The following is a 14950-nucleotide window of genomic DNA, read 5'->3' on the forward strand; positions in this document are numbered from 1 at the left end:
TCACACTGGGAAGATGGACGACTATCTCCAAAGGATTCTTCGTGCGCGGGTCTACGACGTTGCCCGTGAAACCCCCCTCGACGCTGCCAGCAATCTCAGTCGCCGGCTCTCCAACACCATCCGTCTTAAGCGGGAGGATCTTCAGCCGGTTTTTTCGTTCAAACTTCGCGGGGCTTACAACCGGATGGCCCAGCTGTCCGAAGAGGAGCTGAGTCGTGGGGTCATCGCCTCCAGTGCTGGAAACCACGCTCAGGGTGTCGCTCTCAGTGCTTCCCATCTCCACTGTCGGGCGGTGATTGTGATGCCGGTCACCACTCCGAGTGTGAAGGTCGAGGCCGTGAAGCAGCTGGGGGGCGAAGTGGTTCTCCATGGCGAGACCTATGACGAGGCCTATGCCGAGGCATGCCGGCGCAGCGAAAATGAGCATCTCTGCTTCATCCATCCTTTCGATGACCCTGATGTCATCGCCGGCCAAGGAACAGTTGGGATGGAAATCCTTCGCCAAAGCCCCCGCCCTCCAGATGCCATCTACATCGCCATCGGTGGGGGAGGTTTGATCAGTGGAATAGCGGCCTATGTCAAGGCCCTCTGGCCCGATGTTCAGATCATTGGTGTTGAACCACATGACGCTGCTGCAATGACCCTTTCACTGGAGGCCGGTGAACGCATTCGACTTCCACAGGTCGGATTGTTCGCAGATGGTGTGGCCGTGCGCGAGGTCGGAGAACACACCTTCCGCCTGGTGCAGCGTTATGTGGATGCGATCGTTACGGTCAGTACCGACGAGATCTGTGCTGCGATCAAGGATGTCTTTGAAGACACCCGATCCATTCTCGAGCCGGCGGGGGCTCTTGCGGTTGCAGGCTTAAAAGCGGATGTCGCCCGTCGCGGACTGAAAGATCAAGAGCTGGTGGCCGTCGCCTGCGGCGCCAACATGAATTTCGATCGGCTGCGCTTTGTGGCGGAGCGAGCTGAATTGGGTGAGGAGCGTGAGGCCATGCTGGCCGTGGAGATCCCGGAACAGCCGGGAAGCCTGAAGAATCTTTGTGAGCTTCTCCAGAAGCGAAGCTTGACGGAGTTCAGCTACCGCATGGGTGCTGGAGAACGTGCGCATATTTTCATGGGTGTGCAGGTTGCCGATCTGCAGGATCGTTCGGATCTTCTGAACTCCCTACGCAGTCACGGATACGACTGTCTTGATCTCAGTGACGATGAACTTGCGAAGGTTCACCTCCGACACATGGTGGGTGGGCGTCTGCCAGTCCGGACTGATGCGACGTCTTCACAACCCAAGGAGCTCCTCTATCGCTTCGAGTTCCCAGAGCGACCCGGAGCGCTCATGCGCTTTGTGAGTGCCTTGCGTGCGGACTGGTCCATCAGCATTTTCCACTATCGGAACCATGGAGCAGATGTCGGTCGCATTGTGGTGGGCGTACTGGTGAAGCCCGATGAACTTCAAGACTGGCAAGCAGTGTTGAGAGAGCTCGGCTACGCCAGCTGGGAAGAAACGTCCAATCCCGCCTACCGCATCTTTCTGGGTGCCTGATGGCCTTTAGGCATGCGCACGTTACTTTGAATCATCAGGTTGAAAGGTGGTGATTTGAGTGACGCCAAGTTGCCTCTGGTCTCGGGTTTTGAGCATCCGATCGAACAGGCTCTCTCTTTACCGGCTCGTTTGGAGGCCATCCTTTATTTAAAGGGGCGTCCACTCACTCTCCAAGAAGTGGCAGACCTCTCCGGTGTATCTGTTTCTGAAGCGGAGCAGGGGTTGCTCGTTTTGATTGCTGGTTACGCGCAAAGGGATACAGCGTTGGAGATCAACCACGCCAACGGCCGCTACGGCCTTCAACTCAGACCAGGTTTGGGCGATCTGGTAAGAGACCTTCTTCCCGTTGACCTTTCAACAGCTGCTCTGAGAACACTGGCCACGATCGCCTTGAAAAAGCGCATCCTGCAGTCGGACCTGGTGGATCTGCGCGGATCCGGTGCCTATGACCACATCAAGGAACTGGTGAGTCAGAATTTCATCGAGCGCAAGCGCCAGAGTGATGGTCGGTCGTTTTGGATCACGCTGACTGAGAAGTTTCATCGAACCTTTTCCGTGCTTCCTGAAATCGGCGGCACTGAACCGCCTCAAGCTGCATAGAGTTCGTTGAGTCCTTCCACTCCCATGGCTATCGAGTTGGTGTCCACCACGCTCCAAGTGTTGGCGCAGACCCTGCAGATTTACTCGCTGGTGCTGATTGTGCGCGTGCTCCTCAGCTGGTTTCCCAATATCGATTGGAGCAATCCTGTTCTGAGCACCGTGAGCTCGATCACCGATCCTTATCTCAATGCCTTTCGCGGCTTGATCCCTCCACTGGGCGGACTCGACCTATCGGCCATTCTTGCCTTCTTCGCGCTCAGCCTGATGCAGCAACTTCTCGTTTCCGCCAGCTATTCGTTTGCTGGCGGGTTTGGCAGCATCGGCTGAGTCTTTCAGCGATGGTCTCCATCGCCGTGCAAGGTTCCCCGTCGAGAACGGCTGTTTAGTTTCTCGATGTTCTTTTCCGCCACGTCTTCGAGGGTCATCCCCAGTTCCGTACAGAGCTGCGCGATGTACCAGAGCACATCTCCCAGCTCTAGAGCGAGGTCTTGCTTGAAGTTCTGGTCGACAAGGCCGTCACGGTCCCGGATCAGTTTCTTGACTTTGTCAGCCACCTCTCCGGCCTCCCCTGCGAGCCCCAGCGTTGGATAAATCAGATTGTTTCCAAGATCGGGGTATCGGGCAGTAGCCCTTGATTCCCGCTGATAGTCACTGAGATGCACGTTGATGGAGCGTCAATGGGCTTGACGGTAGATTCCGCTGGTTTGTGGCGCCAAGAATGGCCGTGATCGATCTGAACCGTAGAACCAAGATCGTTGCCACGATCGGCCCAGCAACCGAAAGCGCCGAGCGGATCCGTGAGCTGATTCAGGCTGGTGCCACAACCTTCCGTTTGAATTTTTCCCACGGAGATCACAGCGAACATGCCACCCGGATGGCCACGATCCGTCAGGTGGCCCATGAGCTTGGTGTTCATATCGGCATCCTCCAGGATCTTCAGGGTCCGAAAATCAGGCTCGGGCGTTTCGAGGAAGGACCGATCACCCTTGGGAAGGGTGATCATTTCGCACTCACTTCCAAGAAGGTGCGCTGCAACCAGACGGTTGCCACCGTGACTTACGACAAGCTTGCTGATGAGGTCACCGCAGGCAGCCGCATCCTTCTTGATGACGGACGCGTCGAGATGCGTGTGGACAGGGTGGATCTCGCTGATCAGACCCTCCATTGCGTCGTCACCGTTGGTGGCGTGCTCTCGAATAACAAAGGAGTGAATTTTCCAGACGTGCAGCTCTCAGTGCGTGCACTGACCCCCAAAGATCGTCAGGATCTCGCATTCGGTCTTCAGCAGGGTGTCGACTGGGTGGCCCTGAGTTTCGTGCGCAATCCTTCGGATATGCAGGAGATTCGAGAACTGATTCGTAAACATGGCTTCACCACCCCGGTGGTGGCCAAGATCGAGAAATTCGAAGCGATCGACCAGATAGATGCGATCTTGCCGCTGTGCGATGGGGTCATGGTGGCTCGCGGAGATCTCGGGGTTGAGATGCCTGCTGAAGAAGTTCCTCTGCTTCAGAAGGATCTGATTCACAAGGCCAACAGCCTGGGTATCCCAATCATCACGGCAACCCAGATGCTCGACTCGATGGCATCAAGCCCAAGACCCACCCGAGCCGAGGTGAGTGATGTGGCCAACGCGATCCTGGATGGAACCGACGCGGTGATGCTCTCGAATGAAACCGCCGTCGGGGACTTTCCCGTTGAAGCCGTTGAAACGATGGCGACGATTGCACGTCGGATCGAACGGGACTACCCGCAGCGACCGATTGATACACATCTGCCCAGCACGATCCCCAACGCAATCAGCGGAGCCGTGAGCAGCATTGCACGACAGCTGAATGCTGCAGCGATTCTCCCTCTCACCAAAAGCGGTGCCACAGCTCACAACGTAAGCAAATTTCGGCCATCCACTCCGATTCTCGCCATCACCTCGGAAGTGGCTGTCGCCCGCAAACTGCAACTGGTCTGGGGTGTCACCCCCTTGCTGATCGAAACGCAGAAGAGCACGACGGCAACATTCACCTTGGCGATGGCTGTCGCCCAGGAGATGGGGGTGCTCAAAGACGGTGATCTCTGCGTTCAGACGGCTGGAACCCTCGCAGGTGTGAGCGGTTCCACGGATCTGATCAAGGTCGGGATCGTGAGCGCCGTGCTCGGACGAGGAACCGGGATTGGGAATGGTTCGATCAGTGGCAAGGTCCGCATTGCACGCACCGCCAGCGACTGCGCACGGCTAGAGCCAGGAGAAATCCTTGTCGCCAGTGACACCAATGCTGATTACCTCGATGCGTTCCGTGAGGCCGCTGCGATCATCACTGAATGTGGAGGTGAAGAGTCGCATGCTGCAGTGATTGCCCGTCGGCTCGGCCTCTCCGTGATCACTGGCGTCGCCAATGCAACCAGGGATCTGCGTGAAGGTGAGGTAGTGACTCTCCATATCAAGGAAGGTGCGGTGCATCGCGGCACTGGCAGCAACATGCTGATGAAACTCGACACCATGCTTTAAGCACGAACAGAAGAATGGCGAGCAACCTGCCAATCGCCGAAACAGTCGGGATGGCTCTCACCACGCTGAGAGCCAATCGCCTTCGGAGCCTGCTGACCATGCTTGGCATCGTGATCGGTAATGCATCCGTGATCACCCTCGTTGGAGTGGGACGAGGCGCACAAAATCTGGCTGAAAGTCAGCTCAGCACCCTTGGTGCCAATGTGCTTTTTGTTGTTCCCGGCAACAACGACACCCGCAGGCAAGGTGTGGCGTTTCCGAAAACGCTTGTTCTGGAAGATGCTGAAGCAATTGCGGAGCAGGTCCCAAGCGTGAAGCGGGTAGCACCGCAGATCAATGCCAACGAAGTGGTCCAAGCTGGAGCGAGAAGCAACACCGCCGCAATCTTCGGAGTCACGCCAGAATTTCTTCCTGTGAGAAGTTTTGAAGTATCCAGAGGACGTTTCATCACGGATCAGGACGTCCAAGCTGCACGCAGCGTCGTGGTCATTGGCCCTGATCTGCGCAACAAACTGTTCCCCAATGGCGGTTCCATTGGGCAAACCCTGCGGATCCGTGATCAGAGTTTCACGGTGATCGGCGTGATGGCACCGAAGGGTGCTGTCTTCGGCTCCAATCAGGATGAAAACGCTTACATCCCCCTCTCCACCATGGTGAGCCGGCTGACCGGTCGTGATCCCACCTATGGCGTCAGTTTGAGTTTCATCAGTGCTGAAGCTATTTCAGAGCAGAGCACTGGCGCTGCAAAGTTCCAAATCTCCAACCTTCTTCGGCAGAGGCACAAGATTCTTCGCAGCGATGACTTTGCGGTGCGATCCCAGAAGGACGCCCTGACGATTGTTGGAACCATCACCGGAGGCCTCACCCTCATGCTGGGAGCGATCGGTGGTGTCTCGCTTCTAGTGGGTGGAATCGGAATCATGAACATCATGCTGGTGTCGGTCAGTGAACGCACTGAGGAGATCGGTCTGAGAAAAGCGCTCGGAGCCAGAAGTTCCGATGTTCTGCGTCAGTTCCTTGTCGAATCTCTCGTTCTGGCAAGCCTCGGCGGTGTGATCGGCACGGCAGCCGGTTATGGAGCCATTGCATTGGTCGCTGCATTCACTCCCCTGCCGGCCGCCATCGGCGCATCCACAGTTTTTGTCACCGTTGGGTTATCGGGATCCATCGGTCTATTTTTCGGAGTTGTACCGGCCAGACGAGCAGCTCGACTTGACCCGATCACGGCGTTGCGGAGTCTTTAGTGGGATCTGCGTCTGCAGTTCAACACCTACAGCTCTTACGATCTTCGAATTGGTACGAGAACCATGAACCAACGCTGGCGCCAGATCCTTCTTTGGGGTCTTCCAATCACGATTGCACTGGTGCTGGCTTGGCAGGTACTCGGGAGCGGTGGTCTCAATAGCCTGAAGCCTGGGGGTCCAACCGTTGCACCGCGGAATACCGCAGTTGCTCGCATGAGCTACGGACGCTTCCTTGATTACGTCGCAGCGGGTCGTGTCACGTCTGTTGATATCTACGACGGCGGTCGTGATGCTGTCGTAGAAGCTGTCGACCCAGATCTCGATAACCGAGTTCAACGCCTGAGAGTTGATCTTCCTGGGCTTGCTCCTGAACTCATCAACACACTCAAAGCTGAAGGCATCAGCTTTGACATTCACCCACCCAAGACAGCTCCACCGGCCCTAGGCCTTCTCGGGAATCTTCTGTTTCCTCTGCTCTTGATCGGATCGTTGATCTTCCTGGCTCGACGTTCCAACAACATGCCTGGCGGCCCTGGTCAAGCCATGCAGTTCGGAAAAACCAAAGCCCGCTTCGCAATGGAAGCAGAAACCGGCGTGATGTTTGACGATGTCGCCGGTGTGAATGAAGCGAAGCAGGATCTTGAGGAGGTTGTGACCTTCCTGAAGCAGCCTGAGAAGTTCACCTCTGTTGGTGCTCAAATTCCAAAGGGTGTTCTGCTGGTTGGCCCTCCAGGAACCGGCAAGACCCTGCTCGCCAAAGCCATTGCTGGAGAGGCTGGCGTTCCGTTTTTCTCTCTTTCCGGCTCGGAGTTCGTCGAGATGTTCGTGGGCGTTGGTGCCAGCCGCGTTCGCGACCTGTTCAAGCGAGCTAAAGAGAACAGCCCGTGCCTGATCTTTATCGATGAAATCGATGCCGTGGGTCGGCAGAGAGGAGCGGGTATTGGTGGAGGGAATGATGAACGTGAACAGACCCTCAACCAGCTGCTCACAGAAATGGATGGTTTCGAGGGCAACAGTGGAATCATCATCATTGCCGCGACCAATCGTCCCGACGTTCTTGACTCAGCGTTGATGCGTCCCGGTCGTTTCGATCGTCAAGTGACCGTTGACGCCCCTGATATCAAAGGTCGACTGTCCATCCTGGAAGTTCATTCCAGAAACAAGAAACTCGATCCAGACCTTTCACTCGACAGCATTGCCAGACGGACACCAGGATTTACAGGTGCAGATCTTGCCAACCTTCTCAACGAAGCAGCGATCCTGACAGCCCGCCGTCGTAAGGAAACCATCAGCCTTTCCGAGATCGACGACGCCGTTGACAGAATCATTGCCGGAATGGAAGGTCAACCTCTGACCGATGGTCGAAGCAAACGATTGATTGCGTACCACGAAGTTGGTCATGCGCTGGTGGGCACCCTGGTGAAGGATCACGACCCTGTTCAAAAAGTCACCTTGATTCCAAGGGGACAAGCCCAAGGTCTGACCTGGTTCTCTCCGGATGAGGAGCAGATGCTGGTGTCTCGCTCTCAGCTCAAAGCTCGGATCATGGGTGCACTTGGTGGCCGAGCAGCCGAAGATGTTGTTTTCGGTCGTGCAGAAGTCACCACTGGAGCGGGTGGTGACATTCAGCAGGTCGCGTCGATGGCGCGCCAGATGGTGACTCGATTTGGCATGAGCAACCTTGGTCCCATGTCTCTTGAAGGTGGGAGTCAGGAAGTTTTCCTTGGCCGCGATCTGATGACGCGGAGTGATGTTTCGGAAGCTATTTCAAAACAAGTCGATGATCAGGTGCGCAGCATTGTGATGCAGTGCTATCAAGAAACACTTGAGCTGGTGGGAGCTCAAAGGGAGGTGATGGATGATCTGGTCGAATTGCTTATTGAGAAAGAAACGCTGGATGGAGATGAGTTTCGTGAACTTGTTGCCAAAGTGACTGAAATTCCCGAAAAAGATCGTTTCTCTCCCGTTCTTAGCTAAAAGTTAACCTCCGGATTCCATGATGGTCTTTTAAGTTGATCTATGGAATCCGGAGGTGGAACACATTCTCCACTTGAGAGCTTCAGTAGTTATCGAGGAAATGATTGGTCACCAGAGCGCTTAGTTTTCCATCAGAATTTGGAGCAATTTGCTGAGCGTGTTGGTTTAATCGTTGGCTTGCAGGCCAATGGAAAAATCGAACAAAGCGAAGCCTACGCTGAAATCAAAATTCTATGGAATGAGTTGCGTTCTAGCAAAAAAGACTTATCTATTTAAAACAATACAAGACACCCATTCAGACAGCTTTTCATTGCCTGAATGGGTTTGTAGATTAAACAGAGTGAACGGGTCTTTTGTCAATCACACTATCGATTAATCCATAGTCAACTGCTTCGTGTGGAGACATAAAGAAATCACGGTCTGTGTCTTCCTGGATTTTCTCCAAAGGCTGGGATGTGCGATCAGCCAGCTCTTGGTTAAGACGATTTTTCAAAAATAGAATTTCATCGGCTTGGATTCTGATGTCACTTGCTTGGCCGCGAGCACCACCCAGAGGTTGGTGAATCATGATCCGAGAATGACGAAGGCTACTCCTTTTCCCCTTAGCACCTGCACAAAGCAGAAAAGCACCCATGCTCGCCGCGAGACCGACACAGACCGTCTGAACATCAGGCTTAATGTGCTGCATCGTGTCAAAAATTCCCAGTCCGTCGTAAACGGATCCACCTGGTGAATTGATATACAAGAAAATATCTTTCTCCGGATCCTCAGCTTCTAAAAACAACAGTTGAGCAACAATGCGGTTGGCGGATTCACTTGTGACAGCTTCTCCAAGGAAGATGATGCGCTCCCGCAACAAACGGGAATAGATGTCGAAGGCTCTTTCCCCGCGCCCGGATTCCTCGATCACGATGGGGATCATGCTGCTCTTGCACACTGACTTAATCCTAACGGCGGCATCGGCAGCGCTATGGTCATGCCTTGAATCAACTGCAGAAAACCTTGACAGGGCTTCGGACGATCGCAGACAGCAAGAGAGCGTTTCACGCAGCCTTTCCCTACGTGATTCCATCGCTCTATCGACGCACTGCCGATGAGTTGCTTGTGGAACTGCATCTGCTCAGCCACCAGACGCAATTCAAGTCGAATGCTCTCTTCGCTGTCGGACTCCGGCAGGTCTTCACTGCCTTTACCAAGGGATATCGACCTGCTGATCACCTCACCGAGCTGTTTGATGCCCTGTGCAGCTGCAACGGTTTCAACGCCCAAGAGCTGAATTCCGTTGCAGAGGGATCAGAAAAAGCTGTAGCCGGCCACAGCATGGAGGAGGTACAGGCTTGGTTGCAGTCGAAAGGAGAAGGAGCTCCAGAACCTCTCGCCACTGGTCTTGCCGACATCGCTGGTGAGCAGTTCCATTACTCAAGACTGATGGCCGTCGGTCTGTTTTCTCTTCTTTCCTCAGCGCAGGGCGTTGAGTCACAGGATCCAGAAGACCTCTGCAAGACAGCCCACAACATCGGTGAACAGATTGGACTATCCAGACCTCGTCTGGAAAAGGATCTCAGCCTGTACAGAAACAACCTTGAAAAGATGGCCCAGGCGGTCGAACTGATGGAGGAAACGCTGGCTTCAGAACGGCGGAAACGTGAGCGACAGTCCTCTGAAAGCAACCAGACTCAGGATTGAGGCAGCAGGAGCTGTCCTTGCATCCTCCATAGGCCCTTCGTCAGCCCTTTGGCATCCAGGGGACTGACCTGAAAGGTCATCGTTGAAGCCTTGGTCATCGGCTTAGGCCAACGTCCGCTCAGAAGATCCATCGATACAAGGGTGGACGGGTCAGCCTGAACAACCAACCCAGATCCCTTGGGTTGGTCAAAACCACGAATGAAAGCAGTCCCTTCCGGTTCAATACCGAATCCAATGCTGAGCAGCGGATTCTTTTTCATTCGGAGCCAACGCCAGCCACCGACGACCGTTTTCTTTGGATCATCCCCTTTAATCCAGAGTTGCTTCCCCTGATCAGACATCCCTGTTGCTGATGGGAGCGAAGCGTATCCCCGACTCCGAAGCCGTTCACTGACGGTGTCGAGCACTTTGTTCCATGTACCTAGATCTCCTGGAACAGGAATCTGCAACTGAAGCCCGGCTCTGTAAAACCCTTTGGGTCGGCCTCTGAGTCGAAGAGAAAAAGGCGATGCACTGATCTGCGTTCGCAACACTTCGTTGATGCCGTAATTCTGCTCAAGAGGAACCTGGATGATCTGCCGACTCAGCAGGGTGCCGAGAATCAACTGCAATGCAGATCCTTCAACCTGCAACAAGGTGAATTGATCGACTGGAGCCGGTTCAGTTGCAGCATTGTTCCAAACAACCAGTTTTGCTTGCGCAGGATTGTTCCGGAGAGGGCGTTGTGAAATCACGCCATTCCACTGCAGAACTTGTCCCTGCAGACGCAGTTCCATGCATCCTTCTCGTCCTCTCTGAAGTAACGGAGCAAGTGTTCCGCTGACAGATGCCAATGCATCTGCTGTCCAGTAGACGCTGGTTTGCTCTGCCAACGATTCAAGGCATGACGCAAACAACCCAGCCTCGGAGAAGGATCCAGATTGAGAATTTCCAGCATTGATGCGTTGCGAGAGCTGTTCGCGATGCAGTTGATCCGTTCCAACCACCACAAGATTTCCGTAGCGCTGGCTGAAAGAATCTTGCGATCGTGGCGGAATCAGAGTCGCAGGAAGAATTAAATAGGCTTCTCCATCGAGAGACCAGGCCTGCCACCAGAGCATTTCACCTTGGCGTTGCCAGAGGTCTCCAGCCGGTTTCACTCCAAGGCGTGCATTCCAGAGGGAAGGAACAGGACGACGAGGATCACCCTTGAAACTCTGAATCAGGATGAATGCATCAGCCACTCGGCCGAGAGAACGAATCGTTCCACCGCGATCAGACAGTCTGCGACTTTCAGTGAAAACAAGCCCAGTAATTGATCCGATTACGAGCAACAGGATGCCAAGTCCTGTAACGGGTAACGACCTCAGTGCAAAATCAAAAAACCTACGGCCTAATGAAGGGGACTCAACTGCGACCACGTGGTGAACGCCGACGACGGCGGTCTCTCCACTCAATGGTAGACAGATAAATCACAGCGACAGAAACAAATACGAGCAAAGCCGTGGCCGTGACAGCCAAACCTTGATTCAGTAACTGGGTTTGAACTGTGTTGAACACCTCAGAAGTTCAGCGTGCCGTCTCCGTTGCGACCCCAAACCACCATGGCGATCGAGAAACTGAAAACAGCTGCGAGAGAAGCCCAGGCCAGGGTGAACAGCATGTCTTAAACGAGAGTGCTCTGAGTTTACCTAATGTATTTGGTGGATCAGGCCAGTTGTTCACGAGCTCTCATGACTTCGTCATCACCGGGCGTTTCCACCGTTCTTGAACGGGATCGGCAAGCGCTGCGCTACCCCCAAGCTCGCGTGATCGTCCTCAACGACGACGTGAACACCTTCGAGCATGTTGTGGAGAGTCTTTGCAGGATCATTCCTGGCATGAACACTGACAAAGCCTGGGCTTTGGCACGTCGTATCGATGGAGAAGGTGCCGCAGAGGTCTGGTGTGGCCCTCTCGAGCAAGCGGAGCTTTACCACCAGCAACTGGGAGCTGATGGCCTAACGATGGCTCCAATCGAACGTTGCTAGTGATCGTAGGGTTCACTGGCATGCGATCGACCACGTGGGTTCGGCCCGGTTTTTTTTCCTCGCTTTTCGTCTGGGTCTTTTTCAGGCTTGTCTTGGAGCGTTATCAGTTCTCACCCTGGGGATCTTCAACAGGCTTCTGATTGAAGAATTCGCCGTGCCTGCAGCGTTGACGGCCCTTGCCCTTGGCTCACAACAGCTCGTTGCTTTTACTCGCGTGTGGTTCGGCCAACGATCGGATCGCTGCCGCTGGAAGGGACTTCGCCGAACCCCCTTCATCATTGGCGGAGCCGCTGCATTCTGCGTGCTCACCTGGATCGCAGGACGGCTGGTTCTTTGGATCGCTGCTGCATCCATGCTCGATGACGCCTCCGCTGTCATCGGACGAGGGCTGTTGTTGGCAGTCGTCTTTCTGTTCTATGGCCTGGCGATTTCCGCCAGTTCAACACCATTTGCGGCACTGTTGGTCGACGTGAGCACCGACAAGCAACGACCAGTTCTGGTCTCGATCGTCTGGTCCATGCTGATGGTTGGGATTGTTGTCGGTGCCATCCTCTTGAGCTCCTTTCTGGGCTCCTCCTGTGCAAGCTCGGAACTCACGGATGTCATTGATGGGGTGAGGCGACTGATCACAGTCGCCCCCATCGTGATCTTTGGCCTCGTGCTGGTCGCGATCACTGGCGTTGAGCCAAGAATCACCAAAAGCAATCGGATTGGTGAAGGTCAGAGCACGGATCAGGAGATCTCACTGGCGGTGTCCTGGAGAATTCTCCGATCCTCACCACAGGTGGGCTACTTCTTTGCAGTGTTATCGCTTTTCACGTTTTCGCTCTTCCTGCAAGAAGCCGTCCTAGAGCCCTACGCAGGAGCGACCTTCGCAATGGATGTCTGCGCCACCACAAGGCTGAATGCCATCTGGGGGATCGGAACGTTGCTCGGGATTGCCACGACAGGCTTTCTGTTTGTGCCCAGGCTCGGTGCTCAACGCACAGCTTTGGTGGGAGGTCTCCTGTCTGCGGTTTTTGTGCTTCTCATGGTGGTGGCCGGCGGCATGGGATCTGAACCTCTGTTCAGGGGATCGCTGTTTCTTTTTGGTACGGCTGCCGGGATTAGCACGAATGCCAGTCTCACCCTCATGCTGGGTCTGACCTCTCCGCTGATGGCAGGAACATTCATCGGAGTCTGGGGGCTTGCACAGGCTTATGCCCGGGGACTGGCCACCATCGGCGGTGGGGCTCTCCTCAGCTTCTTTGGTCAATTCACCGGATCTCAGAACAGTTTCAGTGCCTATGCAGGTGTCTTCATCGTGCAAGCCATCGGGCTTCTCATCGCAGGTGTGATGCTGCTCCGCGTTGATACCAATCTGTTTCAACGCAAAGTCGAGCAGGCGTTGTCCTCCGTTCTCACCAGCGAGCTCGATTGATCGAACCTCAGGCAGCCGGTTGGCGGCTGGCTCGGGTGAGCTTGAGCAGTTCCGTGGTTTTCAATTTCTGATTCTGAGCGACCAACACATACCGCATCACTTTCCCAGGACAGAAAGCCAGCCCCCTGACTTCATCACCGTGAACCTCCGCTGTTAAGACTCGGGCCTGAGGACCGCAGCGATCCCGGAGTGGGGCGGTCACTTCAAGACGAAGTCTGTCAACAGATCGGAGCATGTCAGGACAGCATCGCTGTCTTCTCTGTAGCCAAATCCCCTAGCTTCGACCAACTTGTTTCGCATTGTTGGTCTGGTTGTGGGACGCCTGGTAATCACGCACAGCACTTACCTGGAAGGTCTGATCCCCTGGCTCAAGGTGTTGGTTGCTGATCCTGCCATTCAAACGATCACTCCAGGTGTGATCAGTCGCGTGAGAGGTCGCTGCACAGCTTTACAGCTTCGAATCTCAACGCCGGTGCAAGGGGGATTCAAGGTCATGGCCCGCAGAGGCTCCACCGTTCAGGAAGTCTTTGTCGTGACACCGCTGAGCAAAGAGGAATTACGGGTAAGGATTGACGAATCGAGCCCTTGAAAGGGGTGAACCACCCAGCCGTGCAAGCCCCAGTGTTCGACCTGGAGTTACCAGAAGGGGCGACAAAGTGAGGCTTCGTTTCCGGCTACGAGGCCGGTCTACGGCACCATCACGACAGTTGCCCCAAGTCGAAAGAGAGTCAGATCAGAGCACTAGAAAAAGGCTGTCACCAACGGGGTAGTTCACGGTTCAATTTAGGGGATTCGGCCACACTTCTCGGATTTGGCGAAGGATGGCCATCGCTGTTTGGCGACGGGTCCCTGCGTTGTGCTCATGCAGCACAACGGTGACGTGACCCACTTTGCGGCCAGGTAGTTCCTGCTTTCCATACCAATGCACGTGGGCATTGGGTATCGCACGAAGCTTGCCAAGACGTTCGTTGAGGTCTGAGTGGCCATCACCTGCCTCAGCTTCTGGCAAGCCAAGAAGGTTGACCATAAAAGCGCCCTCCACCACGAGCTCTGTTGAAGGAACGGGTAGCCCTGCCGTGATGCAGAGCTGCTGATCGAACTGACTGCTGGAACAGGCTTCGATGGAAAAATGACCGGAGTTATGGGTGCGCGGAGCGATTTCGTTCACGAACAAACCTTCCGGTCCGTAGAAAAATTCCAGAGCCATCACACCCACATATCCCAGGCGCGTCAGCAGGGAGGCCGCGATGTTGTAAGCGGTTGCTTCCAGCAGGGGTTCCGCTTCGGCAGGGGCGAGAACCCAGTCACAGATCTGATTCTTCTGTTGGGTTTCCACCATTGGCAGATGGCGGATACGACCATGTCGATCGCGACTGACTACGAGAGCCAGCTCCCGTTCAAAGCGGACCCATGCCTCGAGCAACCAGTCCTGTGCTCGGACATTGCGCATGAGATGGGCCAGATCATTGAGATTGCCAATGATTTGCGTGCCCTTTCCGTCGTACCCACCGGACGCAGCCTTGGCCATGACGGGGAAGTTCCAGCCAGGAGGCAGAGCTGGCGAGCCTGGGTTGATCTCAGCCAGACAGATCCATCGAGGGCTGGGAATGGAGAGATCGTCGAGAAGTCGGCGCTGGGAGAGTTTGTTGACGAGGGGAACCAAGCTGGCCAGCGAAGGAACAAAGCTGACACCCTGACGTTCCAGAGGCATCAGGGCGTCCACCGACACCCATTCATTCTCGAAGGTGATGCCACTGCAATCGCGAGCCAATTCTCGGGTGGCGTCCTGGTCGGTCGGCAAAGCCTTCACCAATCGGCTGGATGCAGCAACGGCGCAATCGTCCTCGGACGAGGTTTGAACCAACACATCAATGCCGCGGAGAGAAGCCGCCTCCGACAGCATGCGGGCCAGCTGCCCGCCCCCAATCACACCGATTGCGCCGTCAGCGCTGCCCATGTCAGTTC

17 protein-coding genes and 1 other RNA gene are annotated in these 14950 nt (G+C 55.0%); 11 read left to right on the forward strand and 7 right to left on the reverse strand.

Translation table 11 applies throughout. The features are described from left to right. Positions 1–13 precede the first annotated feature (13 nt). The 3 genes from ilvA to ACLM45_RS02855 are packed head-to-tail and all read left to right on the forward strand — an operon-like array spanning position 14 to position 2473. On the forward strand, positions 14–1546 hold the full coding sequence (gene ilvA / locus ACLM45_RS02845) for a threonine ammonia-lyase, biosynthetic (RefSeq protein ID WP_006041387.1): 1533 nt from the start codon (positions 14–16) through the stop codon (positions 1544–1546). Between the two features lie 54 nt (positions 1547–1600). After that, positions 1601–2146 carry an SMC-Scp complex subunit ScpB gene (gene scpB / locus ACLM45_RS02850; RefSeq protein WP_415410466.1) on the forward strand — a complete coding sequence of 182 codons (546 nt, stop codon included), beginning with the start codon at positions 1601–1603 and terminating at the stop codon, positions 2144–2146. Positions 2147–2170: 24 nt separating this feature from the next. After that, entirely contained in the window at positions 2171–2473 is a 303-nt protein-coding gene (locus ACLM45_RS02855) for a YggT family protein (protein WP_006041389.1), read from the forward strand. 5 nt (positions 2474–2478) lie between these two features. Here the strand turns inward: ACLM45_RS02855 and ACLM45_RS02860 are convergent, their stop codons facing one another. Further along, positions 2479–2808: a nucleoside triphosphate pyrophosphohydrolase family protein gene (locus ACLM45_RS02860; RefSeq protein ID WP_006041390.1), complete on the reverse strand. Its 330-nt coding sequence runs from the start codon at positions 2806–2808 to the stop codon at positions 2479–2481. Between the two features lie 56 nt (positions 2809–2864). On the opposite strand from ACLM45_RS02860, the gene pyk reads away from it, so the two are divergent. The 4 genes from pyk to ACLM45_RS02880 all read left to right on the forward strand — a co-directional run bounded on the left by pyk (position 2865) and on the right by ACLM45_RS02880 (position 8146). Beyond that, the gene (pyk, locus tag ACLM45_RS02865) at positions 2865–4649 is read left to right on the forward strand and encodes a pyruvate kinase (RefSeq protein WP_415410468.1); all 1785 of its coding nucleotides are present in this window, start codon (positions 2865–2867) and stop codon (positions 4647–4649) included. A gap of 14 nt (positions 4650–4663) precedes the next feature. Further along, positions 4664–5893 (forward strand): ABC transporter permease, encoded by a 1230-nt coding sequence (locus ACLM45_RS02870; protein ID WP_006041392.1) that lies wholly within the window; start codon positions 4664–4666, stop codon positions 5891–5893. A 63-nt stretch (positions 5894–5956) separates the two neighbouring features. Further along, on the forward strand, positions 5957–7870 hold the full coding sequence (ftsH, locus tag ACLM45_RS02875) for an ATP-dependent zinc metalloprotease FtsH (protein ID WP_006041393.1): 1914 nt from the start codon (positions 5957–5959) through the stop codon (positions 7868–7870). Positions 7871–7912: 42 nt separating this feature from the next. After that, complete coding sequence (locus tag ACLM45_RS02880) at positions 7913–8146, forward strand: hypothetical protein (RefSeq protein ID WP_415410469.1); 234 nt, start codon at positions 7913–7915, stop codon at positions 8144–8146. Positions 8147–8201: 55 nt separating this feature from the next. On the opposite strand, the gene clpP is transcribed toward ACLM45_RS02880, so the two are convergent. Next, positions 8202–8792, reverse strand: coding sequence for an ATP-dependent Clp endopeptidase proteolytic subunit ClpP (clpP, locus tag ACLM45_RS02885; protein ID WP_415410471.1), 591 nt, complete (start codon positions 8790–8792; stop codon positions 8202–8204). An 80-nt stretch (positions 8793–8872) separates the two neighbouring features. On the opposite strand from clpP, the gene psb29 reads away from it, so the two are divergent. Further along, positions 8873–9556, forward strand: a complete 684-nt coding sequence (gene psb29 / locus ACLM45_RS02890; RefSeq protein ID WP_415410472.1) for a photosystem II biogenesis protein Psp29 — start codon at positions 8873–8875, stop codon at positions 9554–9556. Here psb29 and ACLM45_RS02895 read toward each other — a convergent pair. Then, positions 9547–10779 carry a hypothetical protein gene (locus ACLM45_RS02895; protein WP_415410473.1) on the reverse strand — a complete coding sequence of 411 codons (1233 nt, stop codon included), beginning with the start codon at positions 10777–10779 and terminating at the stop codon, positions 9547–9549. The two genes, psb29 and ACLM45_RS02895, sit on opposite strands and share 10 nt — an antisense overlap. Positions 10780–11096: 317 nt before the next feature. After that, entirely contained in the window at positions 11097–11198 is a 102-nt protein-coding gene (gene petN / locus ACLM45_RS02900) for a cytochrome b6-f complex subunit PetN (RefSeq protein WP_006041398.1), read from the reverse strand. A 70-nt stretch (positions 11199–11268) separates the two neighbouring features. On the opposite strand from petN, the gene clpS reads away from it, so the two are divergent. Further along, positions 11269–11565 (forward strand): ATP-dependent Clp protease adapter ClpS, encoded by a 297-nt coding sequence (gene clpS / locus ACLM45_RS02905; RefSeq protein ID WP_415410475.1) that lies wholly within the window; start codon positions 11269–11271, stop codon positions 11563–11565. 34 nt (positions 11566–11599) lie between these two features. Continuing rightward, entirely contained in the window at positions 11600–12985 is a 1386-nt protein-coding gene (locus ACLM45_RS02910; RefSeq protein ID WP_415410476.1) for a BCD family MFS transporter, read from the forward strand. Between the two features lie 7 nt (positions 12986–12992). Here ACLM45_RS02910 and ACLM45_RS02915 read toward each other — a convergent pair whose 3' ends face one another. Beyond that, on the reverse strand, positions 12993–13220 hold the full coding sequence (locus tag ACLM45_RS02915; protein WP_415410478.1) for a hypothetical protein: 228 nt from the start codon (positions 13218–13220) through the stop codon (positions 12993–12995). A gap of 78 nt (positions 13221–13298) precedes the next feature. Here ACLM45_RS02915 and ACLM45_RS02920 point away from each other — a divergent pair, with 78 nt between their 5' ends. Next, positions 13299–13574 (forward strand): DUF2103 domain-containing protein, encoded by a 276-nt coding sequence (locus tag ACLM45_RS02920; protein WP_415410479.1) that lies wholly within the window; start codon positions 13299–13301, stop codon positions 13572–13574. Between the two features lie 3 nt (positions 13575–13577). On the opposite strand, the gene ssrS is transcribed toward ACLM45_RS02920, so the two are convergent. Together ssrS and ACLM45_RS02930 are read right to left on the reverse strand one after the other, a co-directional pair. Further along, positions 13578–13761: non-coding RNA, 6S RNA (gene ssrS, locus ACLM45_RS02925), on the reverse strand. 2 nt (positions 13762–13763) lie between these two features. Next, positions 13764–14942: a 5-(carboxyamino)imidazole ribonucleotide synthase gene (locus ACLM45_RS02930; protein ID WP_415410481.1), complete on the reverse strand. Its 1179-nt coding sequence runs from the start codon at positions 14940–14942 to the stop codon at positions 13764–13766. Positions 14943–14950 lie beyond the last annotated feature (8 nt).

This window comes from Synechococcus sp. A10-1-5-9 (genome assembly GCF_047716785.1).
Taxonomy (GTDB): Bacteria; Cyanobacteriota; Cyanobacteriia; order PCC-6307; family Cyanobiaceae; genus Synechococcus_C.

What these genes read in the sequence shown, in the direction of transcription:
- ilvA (WP_006041387.1), top strand. Translation starts at nt 14, where the DNA reads ATGGACGACTATCTCCAAAGGATTCTTCGTGCGCGGGTCTACGACGTT.
- ACLM45_RS02855 (WP_006041389.1), top strand. Translation starts at nt 2,171, where the DNA reads ATGGCTATCGAGTTGGTGTCCACCACGCTCCAAGTGTTGGCGCAGACC.
- pyk (WP_415410468.1), top strand. Translation starts at nt 2,865, where the DNA reads ATGGCCGTGATCGATCTGAACCGTAGAACCAAGATCGTTGCCACGATC.
- ACLM45_RS02870 (WP_006041392.1), top strand. Translation starts at nt 4,664, where the DNA reads ATGGCGAGCAACCTGCCAATCGCCGAAACAGTCGGGATGGCTCTCACC.
- ftsH (WP_006041393.1), top strand. Translation starts at nt 5,957, where the DNA reads ATGAACCAACGCTGGCGCCAGATCCTTCTTTGGGGTCTTCCAATCACG.
- ACLM45_RS02880 (WP_415410469.1), top strand. Translation starts at nt 7,913, where the DNA reads ATGGAATCCGGAGGTGGAACACATTCTCCACTTGAGAGCTTCAGTAGT.
- clpP (WP_415410471.1), bottom strand. Translation starts at nt 8,792, where the DNA reads ATGATCCCCATCGTGATCGAGGAATCCGGGCGCGGGGAAAGAGCCTTC.
- petN (WP_006041398.1), bottom strand. Translation starts at nt 11,198, where the DNA reads ATGCTGTTCACCCTGGCCTGGGCTTCTCTCGCAGCTGTTTTCAGTTTC.
- clpS (WP_415410475.1), top strand. Translation starts at nt 11,269, where the DNA reads ATGACTTCGTCATCACCGGGCGTTTCCACCGTTCTTGAACGGGATCGG.
- ACLM45_RS02915 (WP_415410478.1), bottom strand. Translation starts at nt 13,220, where the DNA reads ATGCTCCGATCTGTTGACAGACTTCGTCTTGAAGTGACCGCCCCACTC.
- ACLM45_RS02930 (WP_415410481.1), bottom strand. Translation starts at nt 14,942, where the DNA reads ATGGGCAGCGCTGACGGCGCAATCGGTGTGATTGGGGGCGGGCAGCTG.